General features: G+C 69.9%; 22 protein-coding genes. 16 read left to right on the forward strand and 6 right to left on the reverse strand.

The window, feature by feature from the left end; genetic code table 11:
• Positions 1-9 precede the first annotated feature (9 nt).
• The 4 genes from B9O00_RS27600 (at position 10) to B9O00_RS27615 (ending at position 3,562) form a co-directional block, all read left to right on the forward strand.
• A complete protein-coding gene (locus B9O00_RS27600; RefSeq protein WP_235017215.1) occupies positions 10-1,119 on the forward strand; it encodes a protein-glutamate methylesterase/protein-glutamine glutaminase in 1,110 nt (369 codons plus the stop codon).
• On the forward strand, positions 1,116-1,958 hold the full coding sequence (locus tag B9O00_RS27605; RefSeq protein WP_085125949.1) for a CheR family methyltransferase: 843 nt from the start codon (positions 1,116-1,118) through the stop codon (positions 1,956-1,958). The genes B9O00_RS27600 and B9O00_RS27605 overlap by 4 nt, the downstream gene beginning before the upstream one ends.
• A gap of 148 nt (positions 1,959-2,106) precedes the next feature.
• A complete protein-coding gene (locus B9O00_RS27610; RefSeq protein ID WP_085125950.1) occupies positions 2,107-2,802 on the forward strand; it encodes a hypothetical protein in 696 nt (231 codons plus the stop codon).
• 145 nt (positions 2,803-2,947) lie between these two features.
• A complete protein-coding gene (locus B9O00_RS27615) occupies positions 2,948-3,562 on the forward strand; it encodes a hypothetical protein (protein ID WP_085125951.1) in 615 nt (204 codons plus the stop codon).
• An 84-nt stretch (positions 3,563-3,646) separates the two neighbouring features.
• On the opposite strand, the gene rplI is transcribed toward B9O00_RS27615, so the two are convergent.
• The 5 genes from rplI to B9O00_RS32750 form a co-directional block, all read right to left on the reverse strand.
• Positions 3,647-4,267 carry a 50S ribosomal protein L9 gene (rplI, locus tag B9O00_RS27620; RefSeq protein WP_085125952.1) on the reverse strand — a complete coding sequence of 207 codons (621 nt, stop codon included), beginning with the start codon at positions 4,265-4,267 and terminating at the stop codon, positions 3,647-3,649.
• A 17-nt stretch (positions 4,268-4,284) separates the two neighbouring features.
• The gene (gene rpsR / locus B9O00_RS27625; protein ID WP_085125953.1) at positions 4,285-4,542 is read right to left on the reverse strand and encodes a 30S ribosomal protein S18; all 258 of its coding nucleotides are present in this window, start codon (positions 4,540-4,542) and stop codon (positions 4,285-4,287) included.
• Complete coding sequence (rpsF, locus tag B9O00_RS27630) at positions 4,542-5,021, reverse strand: 30S ribosomal protein S6 (protein WP_085125954.1); 480 nt, start codon at positions 5,019-5,021, stop codon at positions 4,542-4,544. Before rpsF ends, rpsR begins: the two co-directional genes overlap by 1 nt.
• Positions 5,022-5,243: 222 nt before the next feature.
• A complete protein-coding gene (locus tag B9O00_RS32745) occupies positions 5,244-5,774 on the reverse strand; it encodes a hypothetical protein (RefSeq protein ID WP_143596368.1) in 531 nt (176 codons plus the stop codon).
• Positions 5,775-5,784: 10 nt separating this feature from the next.
• On the reverse strand, positions 5,785-6,084 hold the full coding sequence (locus B9O00_RS32750; protein WP_143596369.1) for a hypothetical protein: 300 nt from the start codon (positions 6,082-6,084) through the stop codon (positions 5,785-5,787).
• 403 nt (positions 6,085-6,487) lie between these two features.
• On the opposite strand from B9O00_RS32750, the gene fabD reads away from it, so the two are divergent.
• From fabD to B9O00_RS27675, 9 genes are all read left to right on the forward strand, one after another.
• Positions 6,488-7,444, forward strand: a complete 957-nt coding sequence (fabD, locus tag B9O00_RS27635) for an ACP S-malonyltransferase (protein WP_085125955.1) — start codon at positions 6,488-6,490, stop codon at positions 7,442-7,444.
• A 63-nt stretch (positions 7,445-7,507) separates the two neighbouring features.
• The gene (gene fabG / locus B9O00_RS27640; protein WP_085125956.1) at positions 7,508-8,245 is read left to right on the forward strand and encodes a 3-oxoacyl-[acyl-carrier-protein] reductase; all 738 of its coding nucleotides are present in this window, start codon (positions 7,508-7,510) and stop codon (positions 8,243-8,245) included.
• A gap of 202 nt (positions 8,246-8,447) precedes the next feature.
• Complete coding sequence (locus tag B9O00_RS27645; RefSeq protein WP_085125957.1) at positions 8,448-8,681, forward strand: acyl carrier protein; 234 nt, start codon at positions 8,448-8,450, stop codon at positions 8,679-8,681.
• 40 nt (positions 8,682-8,721) lie between these two features.
• Entirely contained in the window at positions 8,722-9,987 is a 1,266-nt protein-coding gene (gene fabF / locus B9O00_RS27650; RefSeq protein WP_085125958.1) for a beta-ketoacyl-ACP synthase II, read from the forward strand.
• A gap of 19 nt (positions 9,988-10,006) precedes the next feature.
• Positions 10,007-10,990, forward strand: a complete 984-nt coding sequence (mltG, locus tag B9O00_RS27655) for an endolytic transglycosylase MltG (RefSeq protein WP_085125959.1) — start codon at positions 10,007-10,009, stop codon at positions 10,988-10,990.
• Positions 10,991-11,276: 286 nt separating this feature from the next.
• Positions 11,277-12,275 (forward strand): C4-dicarboxylate TRAP transporter substrate-binding protein, encoded by a 999-nt coding sequence (locus B9O00_RS27660; protein ID WP_085125960.1) that lies wholly within the window; start codon positions 11,277-11,279, stop codon positions 12,273-12,275.
• Positions 12,276-12,390: 115 nt separating this feature from the next.
• Positions 12,391-12,903 carry a TRAP transporter small permease gene (locus B9O00_RS27665; RefSeq protein WP_159460349.1) on the forward strand — a complete coding sequence of 171 codons (513 nt, stop codon included), beginning with the start codon at positions 12,391-12,393 and terminating at the stop codon, positions 12,901-12,903.
• Positions 12,903-14,183, forward strand: a complete 1,281-nt coding sequence (locus B9O00_RS27670) for a TRAP transporter large permease (RefSeq protein ID WP_085125962.1) — start codon at positions 12,903-12,905, stop codon at positions 14,181-14,183. Before B9O00_RS27665 ends, B9O00_RS27670 begins: the two co-directional genes overlap by 1 nt.
• Before the next feature lie 6 nt (positions 14,184-14,189).
• Positions 14,190-15,077, forward strand: coding sequence for an SMP-30/gluconolactonase/LRE family protein (locus tag B9O00_RS27675; RefSeq protein WP_085125963.1), 888 nt, complete (start codon positions 14,190-14,192; stop codon positions 15,075-15,077).
• Here B9O00_RS27675 and B9O00_RS27680 read toward each other — a convergent pair.
• Positions 15,065-15,832: a GntR family transcriptional regulator gene (locus B9O00_RS27680; protein ID WP_085125964.1), complete on the reverse strand. Its 768-nt coding sequence runs from the start codon at positions 15,830-15,832 to the stop codon at positions 15,065-15,067. The two genes, B9O00_RS27675 and B9O00_RS27680, sit on opposite strands and share 13 nt — an antisense overlap.
• Positions 15,833-15,951: 119 nt before the next feature.
• Here B9O00_RS27680 and araD point away from each other — a divergent pair, with 119 nt between their 5' ends.
• The 3 genes from araD to B9O00_RS27695 all read left to right on the forward strand — a co-directional run bounded on the left by araD (position 15,952) and on the right by B9O00_RS27695 (position 20,760).
• Positions 15,952-17,712, forward strand: a complete 1,761-nt coding sequence (araD, locus tag B9O00_RS27685) for an L-arabinonate dehydratase (protein ID WP_085125965.1) — start codon at positions 15,952-15,954, stop codon at positions 17,710-17,712.
• A 266-nt stretch (positions 17,713-17,978) separates the two neighbouring features.
• Positions 17,979-18,719, forward strand: coding sequence for a ribonuclease activity regulator RraA (locus tag B9O00_RS27690; protein WP_085125966.1), 741 nt, complete (start codon positions 17,979-17,981; stop codon positions 18,717-18,719).
• Between the two features lie 142 nt (positions 18,720-18,861).
• Complete coding sequence (locus tag B9O00_RS27695; protein WP_085125967.1) at positions 18,862-20,760, forward strand: DUF4011 domain-containing protein; 1,899 nt, start codon at positions 18,862-18,864, stop codon at positions 20,758-20,760.
• Positions 20,761-20,813: the final 53 nt, after the last annotated feature.

The raw sequence follows: 20,813 nt of genomic DNA on the forward strand, positions 1-20,813 counted from the left end.
AGAGGCAAGATGAGCGCGAACAGGGACAGCGCCTACCGGGTCATGGTCGTCGACGACTCGGCGGTCATTCGCGGCTTGCTCTCGCGAGCGCTCGAAGAGGACCCCGAGATCGCCGTGGTGTCGTCGGTCGCCAACGGCCAGATGGCGGTCTCCTCGATCGCGCGCAGCGAGGTCGAGGTCGTGGTCCTCGACATCGAGATGCCGGTGATGGACGGCCTGACCGCCCTGCCGAAGCTGCTCGAGGCGCGTCCGGGGGTGCAGGTCGTCATGGCCTCGACGCTGACCCGCAAGAACGCGGACATCAGCCTCAAGGCGATGCGCGCCGGTGCCGCCGACTACGTCACCAAGCCGAGCAGCAGCAGCGAGCTGACCTCGGCCGACAGCTTCAAGCGCGAGCTGGTCGCCAAGGTCAAGGCGCTGGGCGCGAACGCGCGCCGGCGCCTCGGGCCGCCGAAGTCGGCCGGTCCGGTGCGCGCCGCGGCGGTGCGTCCGGCCCCGGCGCCCCGCCAGGTCACCCTGCGCCGTCCGCCGATGATGGGGCCGCGCGCCCTGGCGATCGGCAGCTCGACCGGCGGCCCGCAGGCGCTGCTCAAGGTGCTCGGCGAGCTCAAGGGCCCGCTCGACATCCCGATCTTCATCACCCAGCACATGCCGGCGACCTTCACGACGCTGCTGGCCGAGCACATCGCCCGCGTCTCCGGGCGGCCGGCCCGCGAGGCGAGCGAAGGCGAGACGGTGATGCCGGGCACGATCTACGTCGCTCCCGGCGACTGGCACATGCGCGCCGAGCAGAGCGCCGGCGGCGTCAAGCTGCACGTCGACCAGAGCCCGCCCGAGAACTTCTGCCGCCCGTCGGTCGACCCGATGCTGCGCAGCCTGGTGCAGATCTACGGTTCGCGCCTGCTGACCGTGATCCTGACCGGCATGGGCTCGGACGGCCTCAAGGGCTGCCAGGCGGTCGTCGCCGCCGGCGGCGGCGTGGTCGCCCAGGACGAAGCGAGCTCGGTGGTCTGGGGCATGCCCGGCGCGGTGGCGACCAATGGTCTCTGCTACGCCGTGCTGCCGCTCGATCGGATCGCCGACCACCTGAAACCGTTGCTCGCGAGGACGGCGGCATGAGCCCCCAGGACTTCGACTTCATTGCCCAGCTGCTCAAGCAGCGCTCGGGCCTGACCATCGGTCCCGACAAGGCCTACCTGCTGGAGAGCCGCCTCAACCCGGTGGCCCGCAAGCACGGCTTCAACGGCCTGACCGACCTGATCCAGGGCCTGCGGCTGCGCGGCGACCAGACCCTGACCCGCGACGTCGTCGAGGCGATGACGACCAACGAGTCGTTCTTCTTCCGCGACACCAAGCCCTTCGACCAGTTCAAGCGGCTGGTGCTGCCGCACCTGCTCGAGAAGCGCGCCGCCAAGCGCAGCTTCCGGATCTGGTCGGCGGCCTGCTCGTCGGGCCAGGAAGCCTATTCGCTGTCGATGATCCTCAAGGAGTTCGAGGCGAAGCTGGCCGGCTGGCGCGTCGAGATGATCGCCACCGACCTCTCGACCGAGATCCTCGACAAGGCCAAGGAAGGCGTCTACTCGCAGTTCGAGGTGCAGCGCGGCCTGCCGGTGCAGCTGCTGGTCAAGCACTTCGCCCAGGAAGGCGACCGCTGGCGGATCGCCCCGGACATCAAGCGGATGGTCACCTTCCGGACCTTCAACCTGCTCGACGATCCGGCGCCGCTCGGCCAGTTCGACGTGGTCTTCCTGCGCAACGTGCTGATCTACTTCGACCAGCCGACCAAGACCAAGGTGCTGGAGCGGGTCTCGCGCCAGATGGCGCCGGACGGCTTCCTCTACCTGGGCGGCGCCGAGACGGTGCTCGGGATCAGCGACAAGTTCCAGGTCTTCCCCGGCGAGCGCGGCATCTACGGCCTGTCGGCCGCGGCCCAGCCGCGCATGGCGGCGACCGCCTGAGGCAGCCCGCCGGGCGGCGGTCCCGCCGCCCGGACCTTCCGCCACCCCGACTTCCCCCCGCGTCCCGACTTCCCCCGCGTCCCGACTTCACAGGAGCGCGGGCCCGGCCGTCCCCCTTGCAGTCTTCGCAAGCGGGCAGGCGGCGACCATGGGCTACATCTGCGGATACCTCGCGAGCAACGCCGTCGACGGCCTGGGCGGCATCCAGGCCTATCTGCAGACCCAGACGAGCGACGCGGCCGGAGCCTTCCCGACCGGCGGCAACCTCTCCTCGATCGTCGCCCTGCAGGTCCAGGACACCGCGGCCAGCCAGCTGCTCCGCGTGCGCCTCGGCTATGGCCTGTTCCGCCTCAACGCCCAGATGGATCCGACCGCCTTCCTGTTCGCCGAGATGCTGGTCGGCAACCAGCGCAGCCTGCGCATGCTGGGGCAGCCCGGCAGCGACAAGGAGTTCCATTCCTACGCCGCGGCCTACGACCCCGAGGCCGGCGCCTGGAGCCTGCAGGTCGACGCCATGCGCGTCGGCACGCTGCAGGCCGACGCCTGGAAGGATCCGGCCGGCAAGCCCTCGACGCGCCAGCTGGTGCCGGCCTTCCTGGCCGAGGTCTCGGTCAGCGAGGTGCCGGTGCTCGGCACCAGCGCCAATGCCGTCGAGGTCGAGGCCGCGCAGCTCGAGGTCGGCGGCCAGCTGCAGGACCTGAACTTCGCGGGCGGCGACGGCAGCGGCGTCGGCTCGGTCGTCTGGACCAGCGAGACGGCGGTCGGGACCCTGGGCACGGTCGGCAGCTTCGCCGACAGCTTCACCATCAGCGCGGCGGCCTCCGGCGGCACCAAGAAGAGCTAGCCGGGCCGGCGGCCGCCGTTCTCCTGCGTCGCCCCGGGCGCAGGGGGCGGGAAGGAATCGAAAACAGGGAGTGAATTTTCCCATCACAATTCGCCCTGTCCCGCGTCCTAGGCGTTAAGCCGTACTGTGCCCGGAGGCCGGTGAGGTGGTCTATTTCTGCGGCTACAGCCAGGCCGGCGCGACCGCCGGGCTGGTCGGTGTTCGTGCTGTGAACACGACTCGTTCCGTGACGCTGCCGGAGGGCGGACAGCCCTTCTCGGCCGCCGCCCTGATCGTCAACGGCGGCGGCGACTCGCCGCTCAGCCTGGGGTTCGGCTATGCACAGCGCGCCGGCGCGCTGGCCGGCAGCTTCCTCTGGCTGCGCCTGCGCTCGGCCTTCGGCGGCGCCTTCTCGCACAGCGAGCAGTGGCTGCGGCCGCCGGGCGCCGGCAACCATCTCTACGAGGCCGTGCTGACGCCCGGATCGGGCACCTGGGTGCTGCGCTTCGACGGCAGCGAGATCGCCTACCAGCAGAACAGCGCCTGGACCGGTGTCGCGGGCCTGACCGTCGGCTTCGGCGGGCTGGTGCCCTATCTGGAGGTGCCGCTGCTCGGCACGGCCGCCGCGCCCTGCCGCTTCCAGGGCCTGGAGATCCGCGCCAGGGGCGACTGGCAGCCGCTCCCGCTCTCGGCGCTGACCCAGGCCAGCCTGCAGGCCGGCACGCTGACCCCGGTCGCCGGCATCGACAACGGCTTCGACCTCGCGGCGAAGGCGAGCTGAGCTTTCCGCAAAAGGAAACGGCGGCCCGGGTGACCGGGCCGCCGTCTCGTTCGTCTTGCCGTGTCGGCGGAGGCGCGCCGGCCGTCAGGCCGTCTCGTCTTCCGCCTCGGTCGCGGCCTCGGCCTCGGCAGCCGCTTCGGCCTCCTCCGCGGCCAGGGCCGCAGCCTCCAGCTCGGCCTCGGCGGCCTCCTCGGCGGCCTGCTGCTCGTCGGAGGAGACGAAGCGGCCGGCCTTGGCCTGCAGCTCCGCTTCCGCCTCGGAACGGGCGACGTTGACCGTCACCGACACCGAGACCTCGGGATGCAGCCGGATGCGCACCGGGTGCAGGCCGAGCGTCTTGATCGGCTTCTCCAGCACGACCTGGCCGCGCCCGATCGTGGCGCCGCCCCCGGTCACCGCCTCGGCGACGTCGCGGGCGTTGACCGAGCCGTAGAGCTGGCCGTTGTCGCCGGCCTGGCGGATCACCGTGACCTGCAGGCCCTCGATCTTGCCGGAGACCTGCTCGGCCTCCTGGCGGCGCTCCAGGTTCTCGGCCTCGAGCTGGGCGCGCTGGGTCTCGAACAGCTCGCGGTTCGCCTTGTTCGCGCGCAGCGCCTTCTGCTTGGGCAGCAGGTAGTTGCGCGCGAAGCCCGGGCGGACCTTCACGACGTCGCCCATCTGGCCCAGGTTCTCGATGCGCTCGAGCAGGATGACTTCGACTGCCATGGTCTGGTCCTCTCCGCTCAGTTCATCGTGTAGGGCAGCAGGGCGAGGAAGCGGGCGCGCTTGATGGCGCGGGCCAGCTCACGCTGCTTCTTCGCCGACACCGCGGTGATGCGGCTCGGCACGATCTTGCCGCGCTCCGAGACGAAGCGCTGCAGCAGGCGGATGTCCTTGAAGTCGATCTTCGGCGCGTTCGGGCCGGAGAAGGGGCAGGACTTCCGACGACGGAAGAACGGCCGGCGCGGCGTGCCGCCGCGGCTGACGATCTCGACGCTCATTATTCGCCTCCTTCCCGACGCGGGCCACGCTCGCCCCGGTCTCCACCACGATCACCGCCCCGGTCGCCCCGGTCGCCGCGGTCCGGACGGTCGCCGCGGTCGCGGTCGCCGTAGCGTCCGCCGCCCCGGCCGCCGCGGCCGCCGCGGTCGCGCTCGCCGCGATCGCGCAGCATCGCCGAGGGCTCGCTGGCCAGCTCGGGCACGCGCACCGTCAGGTAGCGCACGACGTCCTCGTTGAGGCGCATGACGCGCTCGTACTCCTGGACCGCCTCGGCCGGCGCATCCAGGTTGAACAGCACGTAGTGGCCCTTCCGGTTCTTCTTGATCCGGTAGGCGAGGTTCTTGAGGCCCCAGTATTCCTGGCTGGCGACCTGGCCGCCCTGGTCCGTCAGGATCTGGGACAGCTGACCGGCCAGCTCCTCGACCTGCTGGGTCGAGATGTCCTGGCGGGCAATCCAAATGCTCTCGTAGAAGGCCATCGGCCCTTAAGCTCCCTTCGGGTTCGCGGGCCGGAGCCCGGTCCCGCGTCGGCGGGACCTCGAGGCCGGTCGGCCCTCAGCCGTACCCGTCGGATTGTCTCTTCCTGCGGGGCACGGCAAGGAGAGGCCGCCGAGCGTACCCCGGCAGCCAAGGCGCGGGACTATACACAGGGGCGTTGGCGATGCAAGTGGAGTCGCGGGGGAGGGGGCCTACCCGGCTACCTAAGCGGCATGTGCGTCATTGAACCAGTTCGGACCCTGCTGAGAAGCTCTAACGATCAGGCGTCGTCCAACATCATTGCGAAGCGCCTTATCGTCACGCTTTCTCTGGTCCCGAGCCATCACGATCCGTACGGACACGTTGTCTACGCTAACCGTGATTAGGGCGCGGGCAAGAGGCCTTATCATGTCCTGCATCTTCGTGGCGTATCGCGTGCCAAGGTCCCTTTCAAGCGACCTCTTGAACATACGAGGGTCTGCTGCAGACCGACCAAAACGCGCCCGACCGATACCTCTGCCACACTCTCTGACGAACTCGGGCGACGCGGCGACCGCGAGGAGGATGTTGGCGATCTCTCTGGCCTTCTCAGGCGCGTCAGGATCCTCCCGAATTTCCACAGCCCGTTGCGCAAATTCCTTCCAGTAGCGCTGCGACTCCCTCCACCGCCTCACTTTCGCCCTCTCTCGCAACAGAAGGATCGCGAAGATGAAGGCAAGAGCCAGCAAGGTCGCTATAGAGAATCCCAGAAGCATGGCTTCGCTCCTATCTCGACCCTTCGCTCCCCACAGATGGCGATGCACTGCCTATCTGTTTAGACTCGCGCGGCGTGCGTCCTGTGAATGGCAGCCCTTGCGCCGCCGCGATGGTTTCCACGAGCTTCCGTGTCTCCAGTTCCAAAGATTTGCGTTCGTGGACCTGTTTCAGCCAGCTCAGACCTAGAACTAAGACGATTGTCGTCAGGCACAAGATTCCGACGGTGCCCAACGGTTCTTGGTCGGCCGCTCGCTCCACAGCATGAACGAGCGCATCACCCAGCCGTTCCAGCAGTCCAGCTTCATCCATGTCGGGCTCTTTGGTCCCCCCAAGAGCCGTCCTAGCTACACGGAATGGTTATGTCAAAGCGGAACTGCTCCACCATATTGGCACACTGGGCTTTCGAGAATGTTAACTCAAGAGTATTTTTTCGGCGCCGCAATACGATCTATGAGTGTGTAGGGGCGCAGGCAACGACGCGGGATCGTCTCAATAGCTCGATCTGCTCAGCGTCGCATGTACCTGCCATACTTGCTGCTCGCCCGATCCGCCTTAGCCGCGCTTCCTTGACACCTAGCCTGTCACTGCTATCCCTGGGCGCCTGCCGGGCCGCCCCGAAGCGATAGGGAGCGCGGGCTCCGGCGGCAAGAAGCCATCGGCCCCGCAGTCGTCGATTCCGGGGCCGTCGATTCCAGGGGGAGGAGCGAGCGAGATGCGGGCCTTCGTGTTTCCGGGCCAGGGCAGCCAGGCCGTCGGCATGGGCCAGGCGCTGGCCGAGGCCTTTCCGGCCGCGCGCCTGGTCTTCGAGGAGGTCGACGACGCACTGTCGCAGAAGCTCTCGAAGCTGATGTTCGAGGGCCCGGAGAGCGAGCTCACCCTGACCGAGAACGCCCAGCCGGCGCTGATGGCGGTCAGCCTCGCCGTCGTGCGCGTGCTGGAGCGCGAGGGCGGGTTCGAGCTGTCGGAGCGCGCCGCCTTCGTCGCCGGCCACTCCCTGGGCGAGTACTCCGCGCTCTGCGCCGCGCGCTGCCTGGATCTCGCCGACGCCGCGCGCCTGCTCAAGCGCCGCGGCCGCGCCATGCAGCGCGCCGTGCCGGTCGGCGAGGGCGCCATGGCGGCGCTGCTCGGCCTCGAGCTGGAGGGCGCGCGCGAGGTCGCCGAGGCGGCCCGCGTCGATCCCGAGTCCGGCGAGACGCAGGTCTGCCAGCCGGCCAACGACAACGCACCGGGGCAGGTCGTCGTCTCCGGCCACAAGGCCGCGGTCGAGCGGGCCGTCGCGCTGGCCGCCGAGAAGGGCGCGCGGCGCGCGATCATCCTGCCGGTCTCCGCGCCCTTCCACTGCGCGCTGATGCAGCCGGCCGCCGACGAGATGGCCGAGGCGCTGGCCGAGGTCACCCTGGCGTCGCCGGTCGTGCCGCTGATCAGCAACGTCACGGCCTCGCCGCAGAGCGACCCGACGACGATCCGGCGGCTGCTGGTCGAGCAGGTCACCGGGCTGGTGCGCTGGCGCGAGAGCGTCGCGGCGCTGCGCGCGCTCGGCGTCGAGCGCCTGGTCGAGGCCGGCGCCGGCAAGGTGCTGACCGGCCTGGCCAAGCGCATCGACCGCGAGCTGGCCGCCGAGGCGATCGGCACGCCGGCCGAGGTCGAGGCCTTCCTGAAGGGCCAGTGAGGCCCTCGACCCAGTGAAACCGAAGGCCCCGCGGACGGGGCCTGCCGAAGGGGAGCAACGAGCATGTTCGATCTGACGGGCAAGACGGCCCTGGTCACCGGCGCCTCCGGCGGCATCGGCGGCGCGATCGCCCGGGCGCTGCACGCCCAGGGCGCCGCCGTCGCGCTGTCGGGCACGCGGCGCGAGGCCCTGGAGGCGGTCGCGGCCGAGCTCGGCGGGCGCACCGCGGTGCTGCCCTGCAGCCTCGAGGATGCCGAGGCGACGGCGGCGCTGCCCGGCCAGGTCGAGGCGGCGCTCGGCAGCCTCGACATCCTGGTCAACAACGCCGGCCTGACCCGCGACACCCTGGCCCTGCGCATGAAGGACGAGGACTGGGCCAAGGTGCTGGAGGTCAACCTGACCGCCGCCTTCCGCCTGTCGCGCGCCGCGCTCAAGGGCATGATGAAGCGGCGCTGGGGCCGGATCATCGGCATCACCTCGATCGTCGGCGTCACCGGCAATCCGGGCCAGGCCAACTACGCTGCCTCCAAGGCCGGCATGATCGGCATGTCGAAGTCGCTCGCCGCCGAGGTCGCCTCGCGCGGCATCACGGTCAACTGCGTGGCGCCCGGCTTCATCGAGACGGCGATGACCGACAAGCTCGACGAGAAGCAGCACGAGAAGCTGCTGGCCGCGGTGCCGGCCGGCCGGCTCGGCACGCCCGCGGACGTCGCGGCGGCCTGCGTCTACCTCGCGGCCGAGGAGGCCGCCTACGTCACCGGGCAGACCTTGCACGTAAACGGCGGAATGGCCATGGTATAGGCGGTTTTCCCGCCGGGCGGCGGAAAACCCGGGAAGCGGGGGCAGGTGACGTTGGCAAGGTGACAGTCCTATGATATGAGGCGGCGCCTTTCGACGGCCCGGCCTGCGCCGCCCCTCGGCTCGTGGCGTCTCGACGCTCCAGGCCGTTCGCAGCGAAGAACCGGTTTGCCTTTCAAGAACAAGTGCGAAGGATCGAACGACCATGAGCGATGTGGCGGAGCGCGTTAAGAAGATCGTGGTGGAGCACCTCGGCGTCGACGAGGCCAAGGTGACCGACGATGCGAAGTTCATCGACGACCTCGGCGCGGACAGCCTGGACACCGTCGAGCTGGTGATGGCCTTCGAGGAGGAGTTCGGCTGCGAGATCCCGGACGACGTGGCCGAGAAGATCACGACCGTGAAGGACGCGATCGATTTCATTCAGGACGCCTCCTGAGGAATCCGGGCAGTCGCCCGGCCTCGGACGCAGTGATCATATGAGACGTGTTGTCGTAACCGGCCTCGGCCTCGTCACGCCTCTCGCTACCGGAGTCGAGCAGACCTGGCAGCGCCTGTTGGCCGGCGAGTCGGGCATCCGCGCGATCCAGAACTTCGACGTGTCGGATCTGCCGTCGAAGATCGCCGGCCAGCCGCCCCAGGGCGAGACCGCCGACGGCGGGTTCAACGCCAACGACTGGGTCTCGACCAAGGACCAGCGCAAGGTCGACCGCTTCATCGTCTACGGCATGGCCGCGGCGCAGCAGGCGATCGAGAATGCCGGCTGGACGCCGACGGACGAGGAGTCGCTGGATCGCACCGGCGTGCTCATGGGCTCCGGCATCGGCGGCCTGGAGACGATCTGCGAGGGTGCGGTCACGGTCCACGAGCGCGGACCGCGGCGCCTCTCGCCGTTCTTCATCCCGGCGGCGCTGATCAACCTGCTGTCCGGCCAGGTCTCGATCAAGTACGGCTTCCGCGGCCCGAACCACGCCGTGGTCACGGCCTGCTCGACCGGCGCCCACGCGATCGGCGACGCGGCCCGGCTGATCCAGTGGGACGACGCCGACGTGATGGTCGCCGGCGGCGCCGAGGCGGCGGTCGGCCGCATCGGCATCGCCGGCTTCAGCGCCTCGCGCGCGCTCTCGACCTCCTACAACGACACGCCCCAGAAGGCCTCGCGGCCTTGGGACCGCGGCCGTGACGGCTTCGTCATGGGCGAGGGCGCCGGCGCCGTCGTGCTCGAGGAGTACGAGCACGCCAGGAAGCGCGGTGCCACGATCTATGCCGAGATCGTCGGCTACGGGCTGTCGGGCGACGCGCACCACATCACGGCGCCGCCTGAAGACGGCAACGGCGGCTTCCGCGCCATGGGCGCCGCCCTGAAGCGGGCCGGCCTCGCGCCCTCGGACATCGACTATATCAACGCCCACGGCACCTCGACGCCGGTCGGCGACGAGATCGAGCTGAGCGCCGTGCGCCGCCTGTTCGGCGACGACGTCTCGGGTCTCGCGATGTCCTCGACCAAGTCGGCGATCGGTCACCTGCTCGGCGCCGCGGGGGCGGTCGAGGCGATCTTCTGCACCCTGGCGATCCGCGACTCGGTGGTGCCGCCGACGCTGAACCTGGAAGACCCCTGTGCCGGCGCCGACGGCGTCGACCTGGTGCCGCACCAGGCCCAGCAGCGCAGCGTGCGCCGGGCGCTGTCCAACTCCTTCGGCTTCGGCGGTACCAACGCCAGTCTGGTGCTGGCCGCGGTCGAGTAGCGGCGCGGCCGCCCGGACCGTGCGTCGCGCCCTGACCATCCTGCTGGTGCTGCTGGCACTGGCGGGGGTCGGCCTCTACGGCGGCTACCGCTGGGCCCTGCAGCAGTACGGCCGGCCGGGTCCGCTGGCCCAGGAGACCCGGGTGGTGATCCGCCCGGGCAGCGGTCTCGAGTCGATCGCACGCGAGCTCGAGGCGGCGGGCGTGATCGCGAACGCCGACTACTTCCGCATCGCCGCGAAGGCGACCGACCAGGCCCGCCACCTGCAGGCCGGCGAGTACGCCTTTCCGGCCGGCATCTCGCTCAAGGGCACCCTGGACCTGCTCGAGTCCGGCAAGACGGTGGTGCACCGCCTGACGATCCCCGAAGGCCTGACCTCCGAGGAGATCGTCGCGCTGCTCTCCCAGGCCGAGGGCCTGACCGGCGAGATCGAGACGGTGCCGCCCGAGGGCAGCCTGCTGCCCGAGACCTACCACTACCACTGGGGCGACAGCCGCGAGAGCCTGATCGAGCGCATGCGGGCCGGCTTCGACAAGGAGCTCGAGGCGCTCTGGCCGCAGCGTGCGGAAGGGCTGCCGTTCAAGACTCCGGAAGAGGCGGTGGTGCTGGCCTCGATCGTCGAGAAGGAGACCGGGGTGGCCGGCGAGCGGCCGCTGGTCGCCAGCGTCTTCATCAACCGGCTCGAGAAGGGCATGCCGCTGCAGTCGGACCCGACGGTGGTCTACGCCCTGACCGACGGCAAGGGACCGCTCGGCCGCGCCCTGACCCGGGCCGACTGGCAGGTCGACAGCCCCTACAACACCTACCGCAACAAGGGCCTGCCGCCTGGCCCGATCGCCAATCCGGGCCGCGCCTCGCTGGCCGCGGTGCTCAATCCGGCGACCAGCAGGTACCTCTACTTCGTCGCCGACGGCAGCGGCGGCCACGCCTTCGCCGCCAGCCTCGCCGAGCACAACCGCAACGTCGCCAAGTGGCGGCGGATCAAGCGGCAGACGGCGCAGTAGACCCCCGCTCCGCTGCGTCGCGGGCGGCCAGTCCCCTTGAATTGTCTTCCCCGCGCAGGCGGGGATCCATGGTGAAACGCCGGTGAGCGACCACACCTTTCGGGGCGCGCCGCGGGGGCCCTATGGATTCCTGCCTGCGCGGGGATGACGGACCGGAGGGCGGGGCAGCGTGGCTCGTCGCGGCCAAACCGTCTTGATGTTCTAATATATTAGTGCATAATTGCCGCACGGTCCGGGAGAGATCGGCGAGGGGCGGCAAAGCCCCGGCATTCGGGAGGACGAAGCGATGAAGACCCCCAGGTTCGTACCGCGCGCGCTGCTCGCGCTCGTTGCCGTCGCCGCCGCGACGGGTTCCGTCCCGGCCCCGCGGGCCGAGGCCGCGTCCCATACCCTGCGCCTCGGCACGGTGCTGGCGCCCGGCGACCCGCTGGTCGCCGCCGCCGAGGGCATGAAGAAGGCGGTCGAGGCGCGCACCAAGGGCGACGTCGAGATCCAGATCTATCCGAGCTCGCAGATCGGCGACACCCAGGACATGATCGACCAGGCGGCCGCCGGCTCGAACGTCGGCACCTTCGTCGAGGCCTCGCGTGTCGCGGTCTACGTGCCCGAGTTCAACGTGCTGGTGGCACCCTACGTCTTCGACGACGTCGACCAGATCGTCCGCTTCTCCGAGACGCCGACCTTCGCCGAGTGGAACCGGAAGCTCGAGCAGAAGAGCGGGCTCACCCTGCTGTCCTTCAACTGGTACCAGGGCGCGCGCGAGCTCTTGACCCAGAAGCCGGTCGCCACGCCGGCCGACCTGAAGGGCGTGCGCATCCGCACGATCGGCGAGCCGCTGTGGATCAAGACGATCGGCGCGATGGGCGCGACCGCGACGCCGCTCGCCTGGGCCGAGGTCTATCCCTCGATCCAGACCGGCGTGATCGAGGGCGCCGAGGCGCAGCCATCGGCGATCTGGGGCGCCAAGCTCTACGAGGTCGTCAAGGACATCACCCTGACCGACCACATCTACCTGATGAGCGGCCTGCTGGTCAGCGCCGAGTGGCTGAAGTCGCTGCCCGAGGACGAGCGCGAGATCGTCGTCGAGGAGGCCAACCGCTGGGGCGCCTCGGCGCTCAAGCACAACGTCGAGGGCGCCGCGGCGATCTTCGCCAAGATCCGCGCCACCGGCGTCAAGGTCACCGAGATCGACAAGACCCCCTTCCGCAAGGCGGTCGAGCCGGTCTACGGCGAGCTCGGCCTGACCGACCTGATCGCCCAGGTCCGCAAGACCCTCGGCAACTGAGCCGTCCCGGCGCCGCCCTGCCGCCCGGCCCCAGCCGGCGGGGCGGCGCTCGCGCACCCATTTCATGCCCGTCCGCGCGTCGCGCCGGCGCAGAGCCAGGGAGTTGCCCTGTCCGATGGTGTCCCGCTTCCTGAAGCTGCTGCGCCGGGTCGAGAAGACCGTGGCGATCATCGTCCTTGCGGTGATCGTCGTGGTCGTCTTCGCCGGCACGATCGGCCGCTATTCCGGCCATCCGGTGATCTGGTCCGACGAGGTCGCCCAGGCGCTGTTCGTCTGGCTGTCGCTGCTCGCCGGCGACCTGACGCTGCAGCGTGCCGGCCACTTCTCGGTCGACCTCTTCGCCGCCCTGCTGCCGGCGCGCGCCCGGCTGGTGCTCGACGTCCTGATCCTGCTGCTGGTCGGCGCGCTGCTCGCGGCCCTGGTCGTCTACGGCTGGTTCTTCGTCGAGATCTCCAGCCTGCGGCCGCTGCCGATGACCGGCGTGTCCTCGGGCCTTGCCGCGGCGGCGCTGCCGGTCGGCTTCGCCCTGATGCTGGTCACCCTCGCCGAGCAGCTGCTGCGGCGCCTGTCCGGCAGGCCGGTCGTGCCGCCGGGGACCGGGGCCGTCGAGACGCGGGACGTGCTGTGATGCTGACCGTCGTCGCGCTGCTGTTCTTCGTCTTCCTGTTCATCAACGTGCCGGTCGCCTTCGCCCTGGCGCTGGCGACGATCCCGGCCTTCCTGCTCGGCCAATACCTGCCGATGACCGTGGCCGTGCAGCGGATGTACGGCGCGACCCAGTCCTTCCCGCTGCTCGCCGTGCCCTTCTTCATCCTGGCCGGCAATCTGATGAACACGACCGGCATCACCCATCGGCTGCTCGCCTTCGCGCGCCTGCTGACCGGCTGGATGACCGGAGGCCTCGCCCAGGTCGCGATCGCGCTCTCGGCGCTGATGGGCGGCATCTCCGGCTCGGCGGTCGCCGACGCCGCGATGGAGGCGCGCCTGCTCGGCGACGCCATGGTCGAGCGCGGCTACGCCAAGGGCTTCACCGCCTGCGTCATCGCCTTCAGCTCGGTGATCACCGCGACCATCCCGCCGTCGATCGGCCTGATCCTATTCGGCTTCATCGGCGAGGTCTCGATCGGCCGCCTGCTGCTCGGCGGCGTGATCCCGGGCCTCCTGATGACCGTCGTGCTGATCGGCACGACCTGGCTGGTCGCCAAGCGGCGCGGCTACAAGCCGGACCTGCCGGGCCGGCCGCGCGCCCGCGAGGTCGCCAGGAGCTTCCGCGAGTGCTTCTGGGCCCTGGTCTTCCCGGTGTTCCTGCTGGTCGGCTTCCGCTACGGCTTCTTCACCGCGACCGAGGCCGGCGCCGTGGTCGTGGTCTACGCCCTGGTGGTCGGCGTCTTCGTCCACCGCGAGCTGACCTGGCGCAACTTCCTGCAGGCCATGGAGCATTCGGTGATCGACATCGGCATGGTCATGCTGATCATCGTCATGGCCGCGGTGCTGGGCCACGCCATCACCATCGAGCAGGCGCCGGCGGCGATCACCGCCTTCCTCGCCGAGTTCGCCGACAACCGCTGGCTGACCCTGCTGATGGTGCTGGTCGTGCTGTTCGTCGCCGGCATGGTCATGGAGGCGACGGTCAACGTGCTGCTGATCACGCCGCTGGTGCTGCCGGCGCTGACCCACCTGGGCTTCGATCCCGTGCACGTCGGCGTGGTCATGATCATCCTGGTGACCCTGGGCGGCAACACGCCGCCGGTCGGCGTCATCATGTACACGGTCTGCGGCATCCTGAACTGCAGCTTCTCCGAGTTCGTGCGCTGGTCCTGGCCCTTCGTCGTCGCGATGCTGGCCCTGCTGGCGCTGCTCGCCCTGGTGCCGCAGATCGTGCTGTTCCTGCCGAACCTCCTGATGTAGCCGGCGATGGCGGTCTGGTGGGGCTTCCGGCGCTTCTCCGACCTGCCGGCCCGGCTCGGCGAGGCGCCGCTCTGGTCGGCGGCCGAGGAGCGGGTCTGGTGGATCGACATCGAGGGCGCGCAGCTGCTGGCCAGCGACGGCGACGGCGGGCGGACCGACGCCTGGCCGGCGCCGGGGCCGATCGGCTGCCTGGCGCTGCTCGCCGACGGCGACCTGCTCGCCGGCGTCGGCACCGGGCTCTATCGCTTCGACCGGCGCAGCGGCCGCTTCCGCGAGCGCGGCCGCCTCGACACGACGGCGCCGATCCGCTTCAACGACGGCGCGGTCGACGCCGCCGGCCGCTTCTGGGTCGGCGCCATGGACCGCGACAACCGTGCGCCGCTCGGCGGCATCTACCGGATCGGCAAGGACCTGGTGCCGGTCCGCGTCGTCGAGGGGCTGCTGACGCCCAACGGCCTGGCGGTCGACGGCGTGCGCGGCCGGCTCTACTTCTCCGACTCCCACGCCAGCGTCCGCACGGTCTGGGCCTGCGACTGCGATCTCGCGTCGGGCGCCGTCGGCGAGCGCCGCGTCTTCGCCCGCTTCGGCGAGGCCGACGGCCGGCCGGACGGCGCGGCCCTCGATGCCGAGGGCAACTACTGGATCGCCGCGACCGACGTCGGCCGGCTGCTCTGCTTCGCCCCGGACGGCCGGCTGCGCGAGCGGATCGCCGTGCCGGTCAGCCATCCGACCAAGCCGGCCTTCGGCGGCCGCGACCTCGCCACCCTCTTTCTGACCTCGCGGCGCGTTCCGCCGGCCGGCACCCAGGACCGCGATTCCGGCTTCCTGCTGATCGCCGGGGTGCCGCGCTCCGGCCGCCTGGAGAGCCTGTTCCGATGCCGTCAGGAGAAGTAGTCGGGATACTCGGCCTTGAGGTCGTCGAGCCGCCGCAGCGTGCCCGAGAGATGCCGGCGCATGACCGTGCGCGCGGCCTCGACGTCGGAGGCGAGCAGGGCGTTCAGCAGCTCGCCGTGGTCGGTCAGGACCTGCTGCATCTTGCCCTCGTTGGGCAGGTGCAGGTGGAAGCGGCGGACCCGGTCGAGCTGGCCGCTGCGCTCGTCGATCAGCTGGTGCAGGCCGGGCTTGCCGGCGGCGACGAAGAGCTGGCGGTGGAACTCCTTGTCGAGCCGGATGAACTCCTGGAAGTCGCCCTTGCGGCTGGCCGCGACCTGGCGCTCCAGCATCTCGCCGGCCGGCGCCAGGCCCGACTTGTCCGGCTCGGCGGCGAGCAGGCCGGCGATCTCGATCTCGACCGCGGCGCGCAGGAACTGGGTCTCGCGGACCAGCTGGGTGTCGATGCGCGTCACCAGGGTGCGCGACTGGGGATAGATCTCGACCAGCCCCTCGCGCTCCAGCTTCAGCAGGGCGTCGCGCAGCGGCGTCTGGCTGATGCCGTAGTGCTCGGACAGCTCGCCGCGCGCCAGGCTCTGGTTCGGCGGCAGCTCGAGCGAGACGATGCGCGCGCGCAGGTCGGCGTAGATCTGCTCGGCGAGCGGCAGGCGGCGCTGGAAGGCCCAGCGCTTCGGCCTGGCCTCGCCCGAATCCTGGGCCGTGTCCTGAGCCGTGTCCGGGGCCGCGTCCTGTGTCGTCTCGACGGAGCTGCCGCTCATCCTGGTCCGGTCCGTTGCGGGCCCCGTCGGGGAGACGAGGCTTGCCTGCGAAGGACTAATATATTAATCGATTACCTTGTCTGTCCACCACCCAGTGGCATTCCCGAAAAGAGCACGAGATGACGGCCGAGACCAAGCGAAACAGCCTGGCGCGGAAGGCGCCGGGGAAGCTGCGCAGCGCGCGCTGGTTCGCGCCCGACGACCTGCGCTCCTTCGGCCACCGTTCGCGCGCCATGCAGATGGGCTACGCGCCGGAGGACTGGGCCGGCAAGCCGGTCGTCGCGATCGTCAACACCTGGTCCGACGCCCAGCCCTGCCACGCCCACTTCAAGAGCCGCGTCGAGGACGTCAAGCGCGGCGTCTTCCAGGCCGGCGGCTTTCCGATGGAGTTGCCGGCGCTGTCGCTCAGCGAGTCCTTCGTCAAGCCGACGACCATGCTCTACCGCAACATGCTGGCGATGGAGACCGAGGAGCTGCTGCGCTCGCACCCGGTCGACGCCGCCGTGCTGATGGGCGGCTGCGACAAGACCACGCCCGGCCTGGTCATGGGCGCGCTCTCGGCCGGCCTGCCGATGATCTTCCTGCCGGCCGGGCCGATGCTGCGCGGCAACTACCGCGGCCAGGCCCTGGGCAGCGGCTCGGACGCCTGGAAGTACTGGGACGAGCGCCGCGCCGGCAACCTCTCGGCGGCCGAGTGGCAGGGCGTCGAGGGCGGCATCGCGCGCTCCTACGGCCACTGCATGACCATGGGCACGGCCAGCACCATGACCGCGATCGCCGAGGCGCTGGGCCTGACGCTGTCGGGCGCCAGCTCGATCCCGGCGGCCGACGCCAACCACATCCGCATGGCCTCGGCGGTCGGGCGGCGCGCCGTCGAGATGGCCTGGGAGGACCTGACCCCGGACCGCGTGCTCGACGCGCGCGCGGTGCGCAACGCCGTGACCGTCGCCATGGCGACCGGCTGCTCGACCAACGCCGTGATCCACCTGATCGCCATGGCCCGGCGCGCCGGGGTGCCGCTCGGCCTGGACGACCTCGACGCCGCCAGCCGGGTGACGCCGGTCATCGCCAACATCCGGCCCTCGGGCTCGACCTACCTGATGGAGGATTTCTACTACGCCGGTGGCCTGCGCGCCCTGATGGCCCGGCTCGGCGACCGCCTCGACCTCTCGGCCGTCACCGTCAGCGGCCGCACCCTGGGCGAGGAGCTGGAGGGCGCCGAGGTCTACGACGAGGACGTCATCCGCAGCCTGGAGAACCCGATCTACCAGGAGGGCTCGCTGGCCGTGCTGCGCGGCAACCTTGCGCCCGACGGCTGCGTCATCAAGCCCTCGGCCTGCGCGCCGCACCTGAGGCAGCACGAGGGCCGGGCCCTGGTCTTCGACAGCTATCCCGGGATGAAGGCAGCGGTCGAGGACGAGAGCCTGGACGTCACCGCCGACGACGTGCTGGTGCTGCGCAACGCCGGCCCGCGCGGCGGCCCGGGCATGCCGGAATGGGGCATGCTGCCGATCCCGAAGAAGCTGGTGAAAGAAGGCGTGCGCGACATGCTGCGGATCTCCGACGCACGGATGAGCGGCACCAGCTACGGCGCCTGCGTGCTGCACGTGGCGCCCGAGGCCTGCGTCGGCGGCCCGCTGGCGCTGCTCAGGACCGGCGACCGCATCCGGGTCGACGTGCCGGCGCGCACCATCGACATGCTGGTCGAGCCGGAGGAGCTGGCGCGCCGCCGCGCCGCCTGGACGCCGCCCGCCGAGACCGTCGGCCGCGGCTGGAACTGGCTCTTCGCCCGGCACATCGAGCAGGCCGACCAGGGCTGCGACTTCGACTTCCTGAAGAGCGGCTTCGGCGCCAGCGCCGGCGAGCCGGACATCTTCTGAGGGGGAGGGGCGGGCGCCATGATCGAACGCTGCCCCGCCTCCGGCGCCGTCACATCCCTCGACAGGCTCGGGATGAAGCGGACTTTTCGGCAAACTCCCACAGTCGCTTCGTCCCGAGCCTGTCGAGGGGCGTGGCTGTCCGGACCGCACCTTTGCCCGTCATCCCCGCGGAGGCGGGGATCCAGAGCCACAGGCTCCGAACCGGCCGTCCTGGATCCCCGCCTGCGCGGGGATGACGAACCAAAAGGCCAACCAGGAGATCGCCCATGACCGACCACCCGCTCAAGCCCCAGCCCCTTGACCCCGAGACCCGCGACAAGCTCCTCGGCGTCTCGACCGCGACCCTGACCACGGCCCTCTTCAAGCGCGGCCTGCGCAACCAGTTCCTGCAGGACGTCCGTCCCGTCGCGCCGAAGGGCCGCAACATGGTCGGCCCGGCCTTCACCCTGCGCACCATCCCGGCGCGCGAGGACCTCAACCCGATCACCGTCTTCCAGGACCCCGGGCACCCGCAGCGCGCCGCGGTCGAGCGCTGCCCGGCCGGCGCGGTCCTGGCGATCGACAGCCGCGGCGACGCCCGCGCCGCCTCGGCCGGCTCGATCCTGGTCTCGCGGCTGATGGTGCGCGGCGTCGCCGGTGTGGTCACCGACGGCGGCTTCCGTGATTCGCCGGAGATCGGGCGCCTCCAGATCCCGGCCTACCACCAGCGCCCCTCGGCGCCGACCAACCTGACCCTGCACCAGGCGATCGACCTGGACCTGCCGATCGCCTGCGGCGGCGTCGCCGTCTTCCCCGGCGACATCCTGGTCGGCGACGACGAGGGCGTCGTCGTCCTGCCCGCCCACCTCGCCGACGAGCTGGCCGCCGAGGCCGTCGAGATGACCGCCTTCGAGGACTTCGTGACGGAGGAGGTCTTGAACGGCCGCTCGATCGTCGGGCTCTACCCGGCGACGAAGGAGGAGACGAAGGCCGATTTCGCGAATTGGCGGGAGAAGCACGGGAGGTAGGGGGCGGTAGACTGCCGATTTGAACTGCCAAGCGGAGGCGGGGTGGCGAGCCCACGTACTAAGAAGCGCTACATCCACTACTCGGCCTTGCACTACTCTCCCCCTTCTCTCACCATCGCAGGTGAGAGAAGGGGGAGCGACGATGGAAGGGGAGATAACGACCGAAGCCGAGACCTGCAAAATCAGGGTGCACTGGCAGATTGCCGCGAAGCTTAATTTCGCTTGTCATCAGAGCGCCTTTCCGGTGCTTCGCGACCTCAGGATCGAGAACCTCGATCCTGAGGAACGCCTCGAAGATCTGCTGGTCACGATCAGCGCGGACCCGGCCTTCTTGAAGGCACGGAGCTGGCGCTTCGACAGGATCGCACCGGGCGGGATCGTGCCCGTCAAGCAGAGGGACCTGGAGGTCGAAGGCGGTTTCCTGCTCGGCCTCGACGAAGCGATGCGCGGTACGGTTACGCTTCGGGTGGAGCGGGCCGGCGAGGTGCTTACGGAGGAGAGCCGCACAGTCGAGTTGCTGGCGCGCAACGAGTGGGGTGGCGCGGGCTACATGCCCGAATTGCTCGCGGCCTTCTCGATGCCGAACGACCGGGCGGTCGACCGGGTGCTGCACGATGCCTCGCTGGCGCTAAGGAAGGCCGGCAAGCCGGACGGCCTCGACGGCTACAAGTCAGGCAGCCGCCAGCGCGTCTGGGAGGTCGTCTCGGCGATCTACACGGCGGTCGCCAACCTCGGCATCACCTACGCGGTGCCACCGGCGAGCTTCGAGCGCGACGGCCAGAAGATTCGCCTGCCGAACCAGATCCTGGAGAACCGAGTCGCGACATGCCTCGATACGACGATGCTGTTCGCGTCGGCGTTGGAACGGGCCGGACTGAACCCCATCGTGGCACTGCCGCACGGGCACGCCGTCGTCGGCGCCTGGCTCCAGCCGGAGGAACTGACGTCGATCGTCATCGACGAGGCGGAGACCCTACGCAAGCGCCACCAGCTCAAAGAGCTGGTCCTGTTTGAGACGACCTGTATCACTTCTCATCCCGCGCCGCCCTTCTCCAAGGCTGTAGCAACCGCCATGGAGACCCTGGTACCCGAGAAGGACAGCACCTTCGGCGCCGCCGTCGACATCCGGCGTGCAAGGTCGCACAGGATCTTGCCGCTCGGGCTGAAAGACGGTGCCGCCGGCCTTCCTGATGGCGAGCCCGAGCCTGCTGCCGTCGAGGTGCCGCTGGAGCAGGCGCCTCCGCTTCCCGACTTCGACCAGGAGGCCGAAGAGGAGATTCCGGAGACTCCGGCAGGCCGGCTGGAGCGGTGGCAGCGCAAGCTCCTCGATCTCTCGGCGCGCAACCCGCTTCTGGCCCATCGCGCGAGCAAGGCTTGCCTCACAATCATCTGCCCGGATCCTGGACTGCTCGAAGATAAGCTCGCGGAGGGCGCGCGGATCTCTATCGAGCCTGTGCCGCAGCCTTCCGCTCAAGCCCAGGACAGTGAGATTCACCGCCAACGCACTGGCGAGGTGATCACGGAAGAGTATGCCCGCGACGCGCTCCATAAGGGCCAGGTTCTGGTGGACCTACCGAAGGATGAACTCGGCAAGCGTGCAGTCGAGATCTACCGGAAGGCCCAGACGGCACTGCAGGAAGGCGGCTCGAACACGCTTTACCTCGCGCTCGGCTTCTTGCTCTGGAAGCGCGACGAGAAGGACGACCGGCGCTTCCGGGCGCCGCTGATCCTGCTTCCGGTGACCCTGCAGCGCCAATCGGTGCGCAGCGGGGTCAAGATGATAGCGCACGACGACGAGCCGCGCTTCAACACGACGCTGCTCGAAATGCTGCGCCGGGACTTCAAGATCGACATAAAGGGCCTCGATCGGGACCTGCCGAAGGACCAGAGCGGTATCGACGTCCAGGGCATCTGGAACACGGTGCGACGCGCCGTGAAGGACGCGCCTGGCTTCGAGGTCGTCGAGGAGGTGGTCCTCGGCCACTTCTCGTTTGCGAAGTGTAAGCGCTCACTTAACCCCCTCCTGGCCAGCCTGACCTGATCGTGCGAAGACCCCTCCGCTTTGGACGGAGGTGTCTGCGTGGAACGAGACGG

Source organism: Tistlia consotensis USBA 355, assembly GCF_900177295.1.
Lineage (GTDB): Bacteria > Pseudomonadota > Alphaproteobacteria > Kiloniellales > DSM-21159 > Tistlia > Tistlia consotensis.

Bases quoted from the DNA above. Each gene is read 5' to 3' on its own strand.
- B9O00_RS27600 (WP_235017215.1), top strand. From the start codon at position 10: ATGAGCGCGAACAGGGACAGCGCCTACCGGGTCATGGTCGTCGACGAC.
- B9O00_RS27605 (WP_085125949.1), top strand. From the start codon at position 1,116: ATGAGCCCCCAGGACTTCGACTTCATTGCCCAGCTGCTCAAGCAGCGC.
- B9O00_RS27610 (WP_085125950.1), top strand. From the start codon at position 2,107: ATGGGCTACATCTGCGGATACCTCGCGAGCAACGCCGTCGACGGCCTG.
- rplI (WP_085125952.1), bottom strand. From the start codon at position 4,267: ATGGCAGTCGAAGTCATCCTGCTCGAGCGCATCGAGAACCTGGGCCAG.
- rpsR (WP_085125953.1), bottom strand. From the start codon at position 4,542: ATGAGCGTCGAGATCGTCAGCCGCGGCGGCACGCCGCGCCGGCCGTTC.
- rpsF (WP_085125954.1), bottom strand. From the start codon at position 5,021: ATGGCCTTCTACGAGAGCATTTGGATTGCCCGCCAGGACATCTCGACC.
- B9O00_RS32745 (WP_143596368.1), bottom strand. From the start codon at position 5,774: ATGCTTCTGGGATTCTCTATAGCGACCTTGCTGGCTCTTGCCTTCATC.
- B9O00_RS32750 (WP_143596369.1), bottom strand. From the start codon at position 6,084: ATGGATGAAGCTGGACTGCTGGAACGGCTGGGTGATGCGCTCGTTCAT.
- fabD (WP_085125955.1), top strand. From the start codon at position 6,488: ATGCGGGCCTTCGTGTTTCCGGGCCAGGGCAGCCAGGCCGTCGGCATG.
- fabG (WP_085125956.1), top strand. From the start codon at position 7,508: ATGTTCGATCTGACGGGCAAGACGGCCCTGGTCACCGGCGCCTCCGGC.
- B9O00_RS27645 (WP_085125957.1), top strand. From the start codon at position 8,448: ATGAGCGATGTGGCGGAGCGCGTTAAGAAGATCGTGGTGGAGCACCTC.
- fabF (WP_085125958.1), top strand. From the start codon at position 8,722: ATGAGACGTGTTGTCGTAACCGGCCTCGGCCTCGTCACGCCTCTCGCT.
- B9O00_RS27660 (WP_085125960.1), top strand. From the start codon at position 11,277: ATGAAGACCCCCAGGTTCGTACCGCGCGCGCTGCTCGCGCTCGTTGCC.
- B9O00_RS27665 (WP_159460349.1), top strand. From the start codon at position 12,391: ATGGTGTCCCGCTTCCTGAAGCTGCTGCGCCGGGTCGAGAAGACCGTG.
- B9O00_RS27670 (WP_085125962.1), top strand. From the start codon at position 12,903: ATGCTGACCGTCGTCGCGCTGCTGTTCTTCGTCTTCCTGTTCATCAAC.
- B9O00_RS27675 (WP_085125963.1), top strand. From the start codon at position 14,190: ATGGCGGTCTGGTGGGGCTTCCGGCGCTTCTCCGACCTGCCGGCCCGG.
- B9O00_RS27680 (WP_085125964.1), bottom strand. From the start codon at position 15,832: ATGAGCGGCAGCTCCGTCGAGACGACACAGGACGCGGCCCCGGACACG.
- araD (WP_085125965.1), top strand. From the start codon at position 15,952: ATGACGGCCGAGACCAAGCGAAACAGCCTGGCGCGGAAGGCGCCGGGG.
- B9O00_RS27690 (WP_085125966.1), top strand. From the start codon at position 17,979: ATGACCGACCACCCGCTCAAGCCCCAGCCCCTTGACCCCGAGACCCGC.
- B9O00_RS27695 (WP_085125967.1), top strand. From the start codon at position 18,862: ATGGAAGGGGAGATAACGACCGAAGCCGAGACCTGCAAAATCAGGGTG.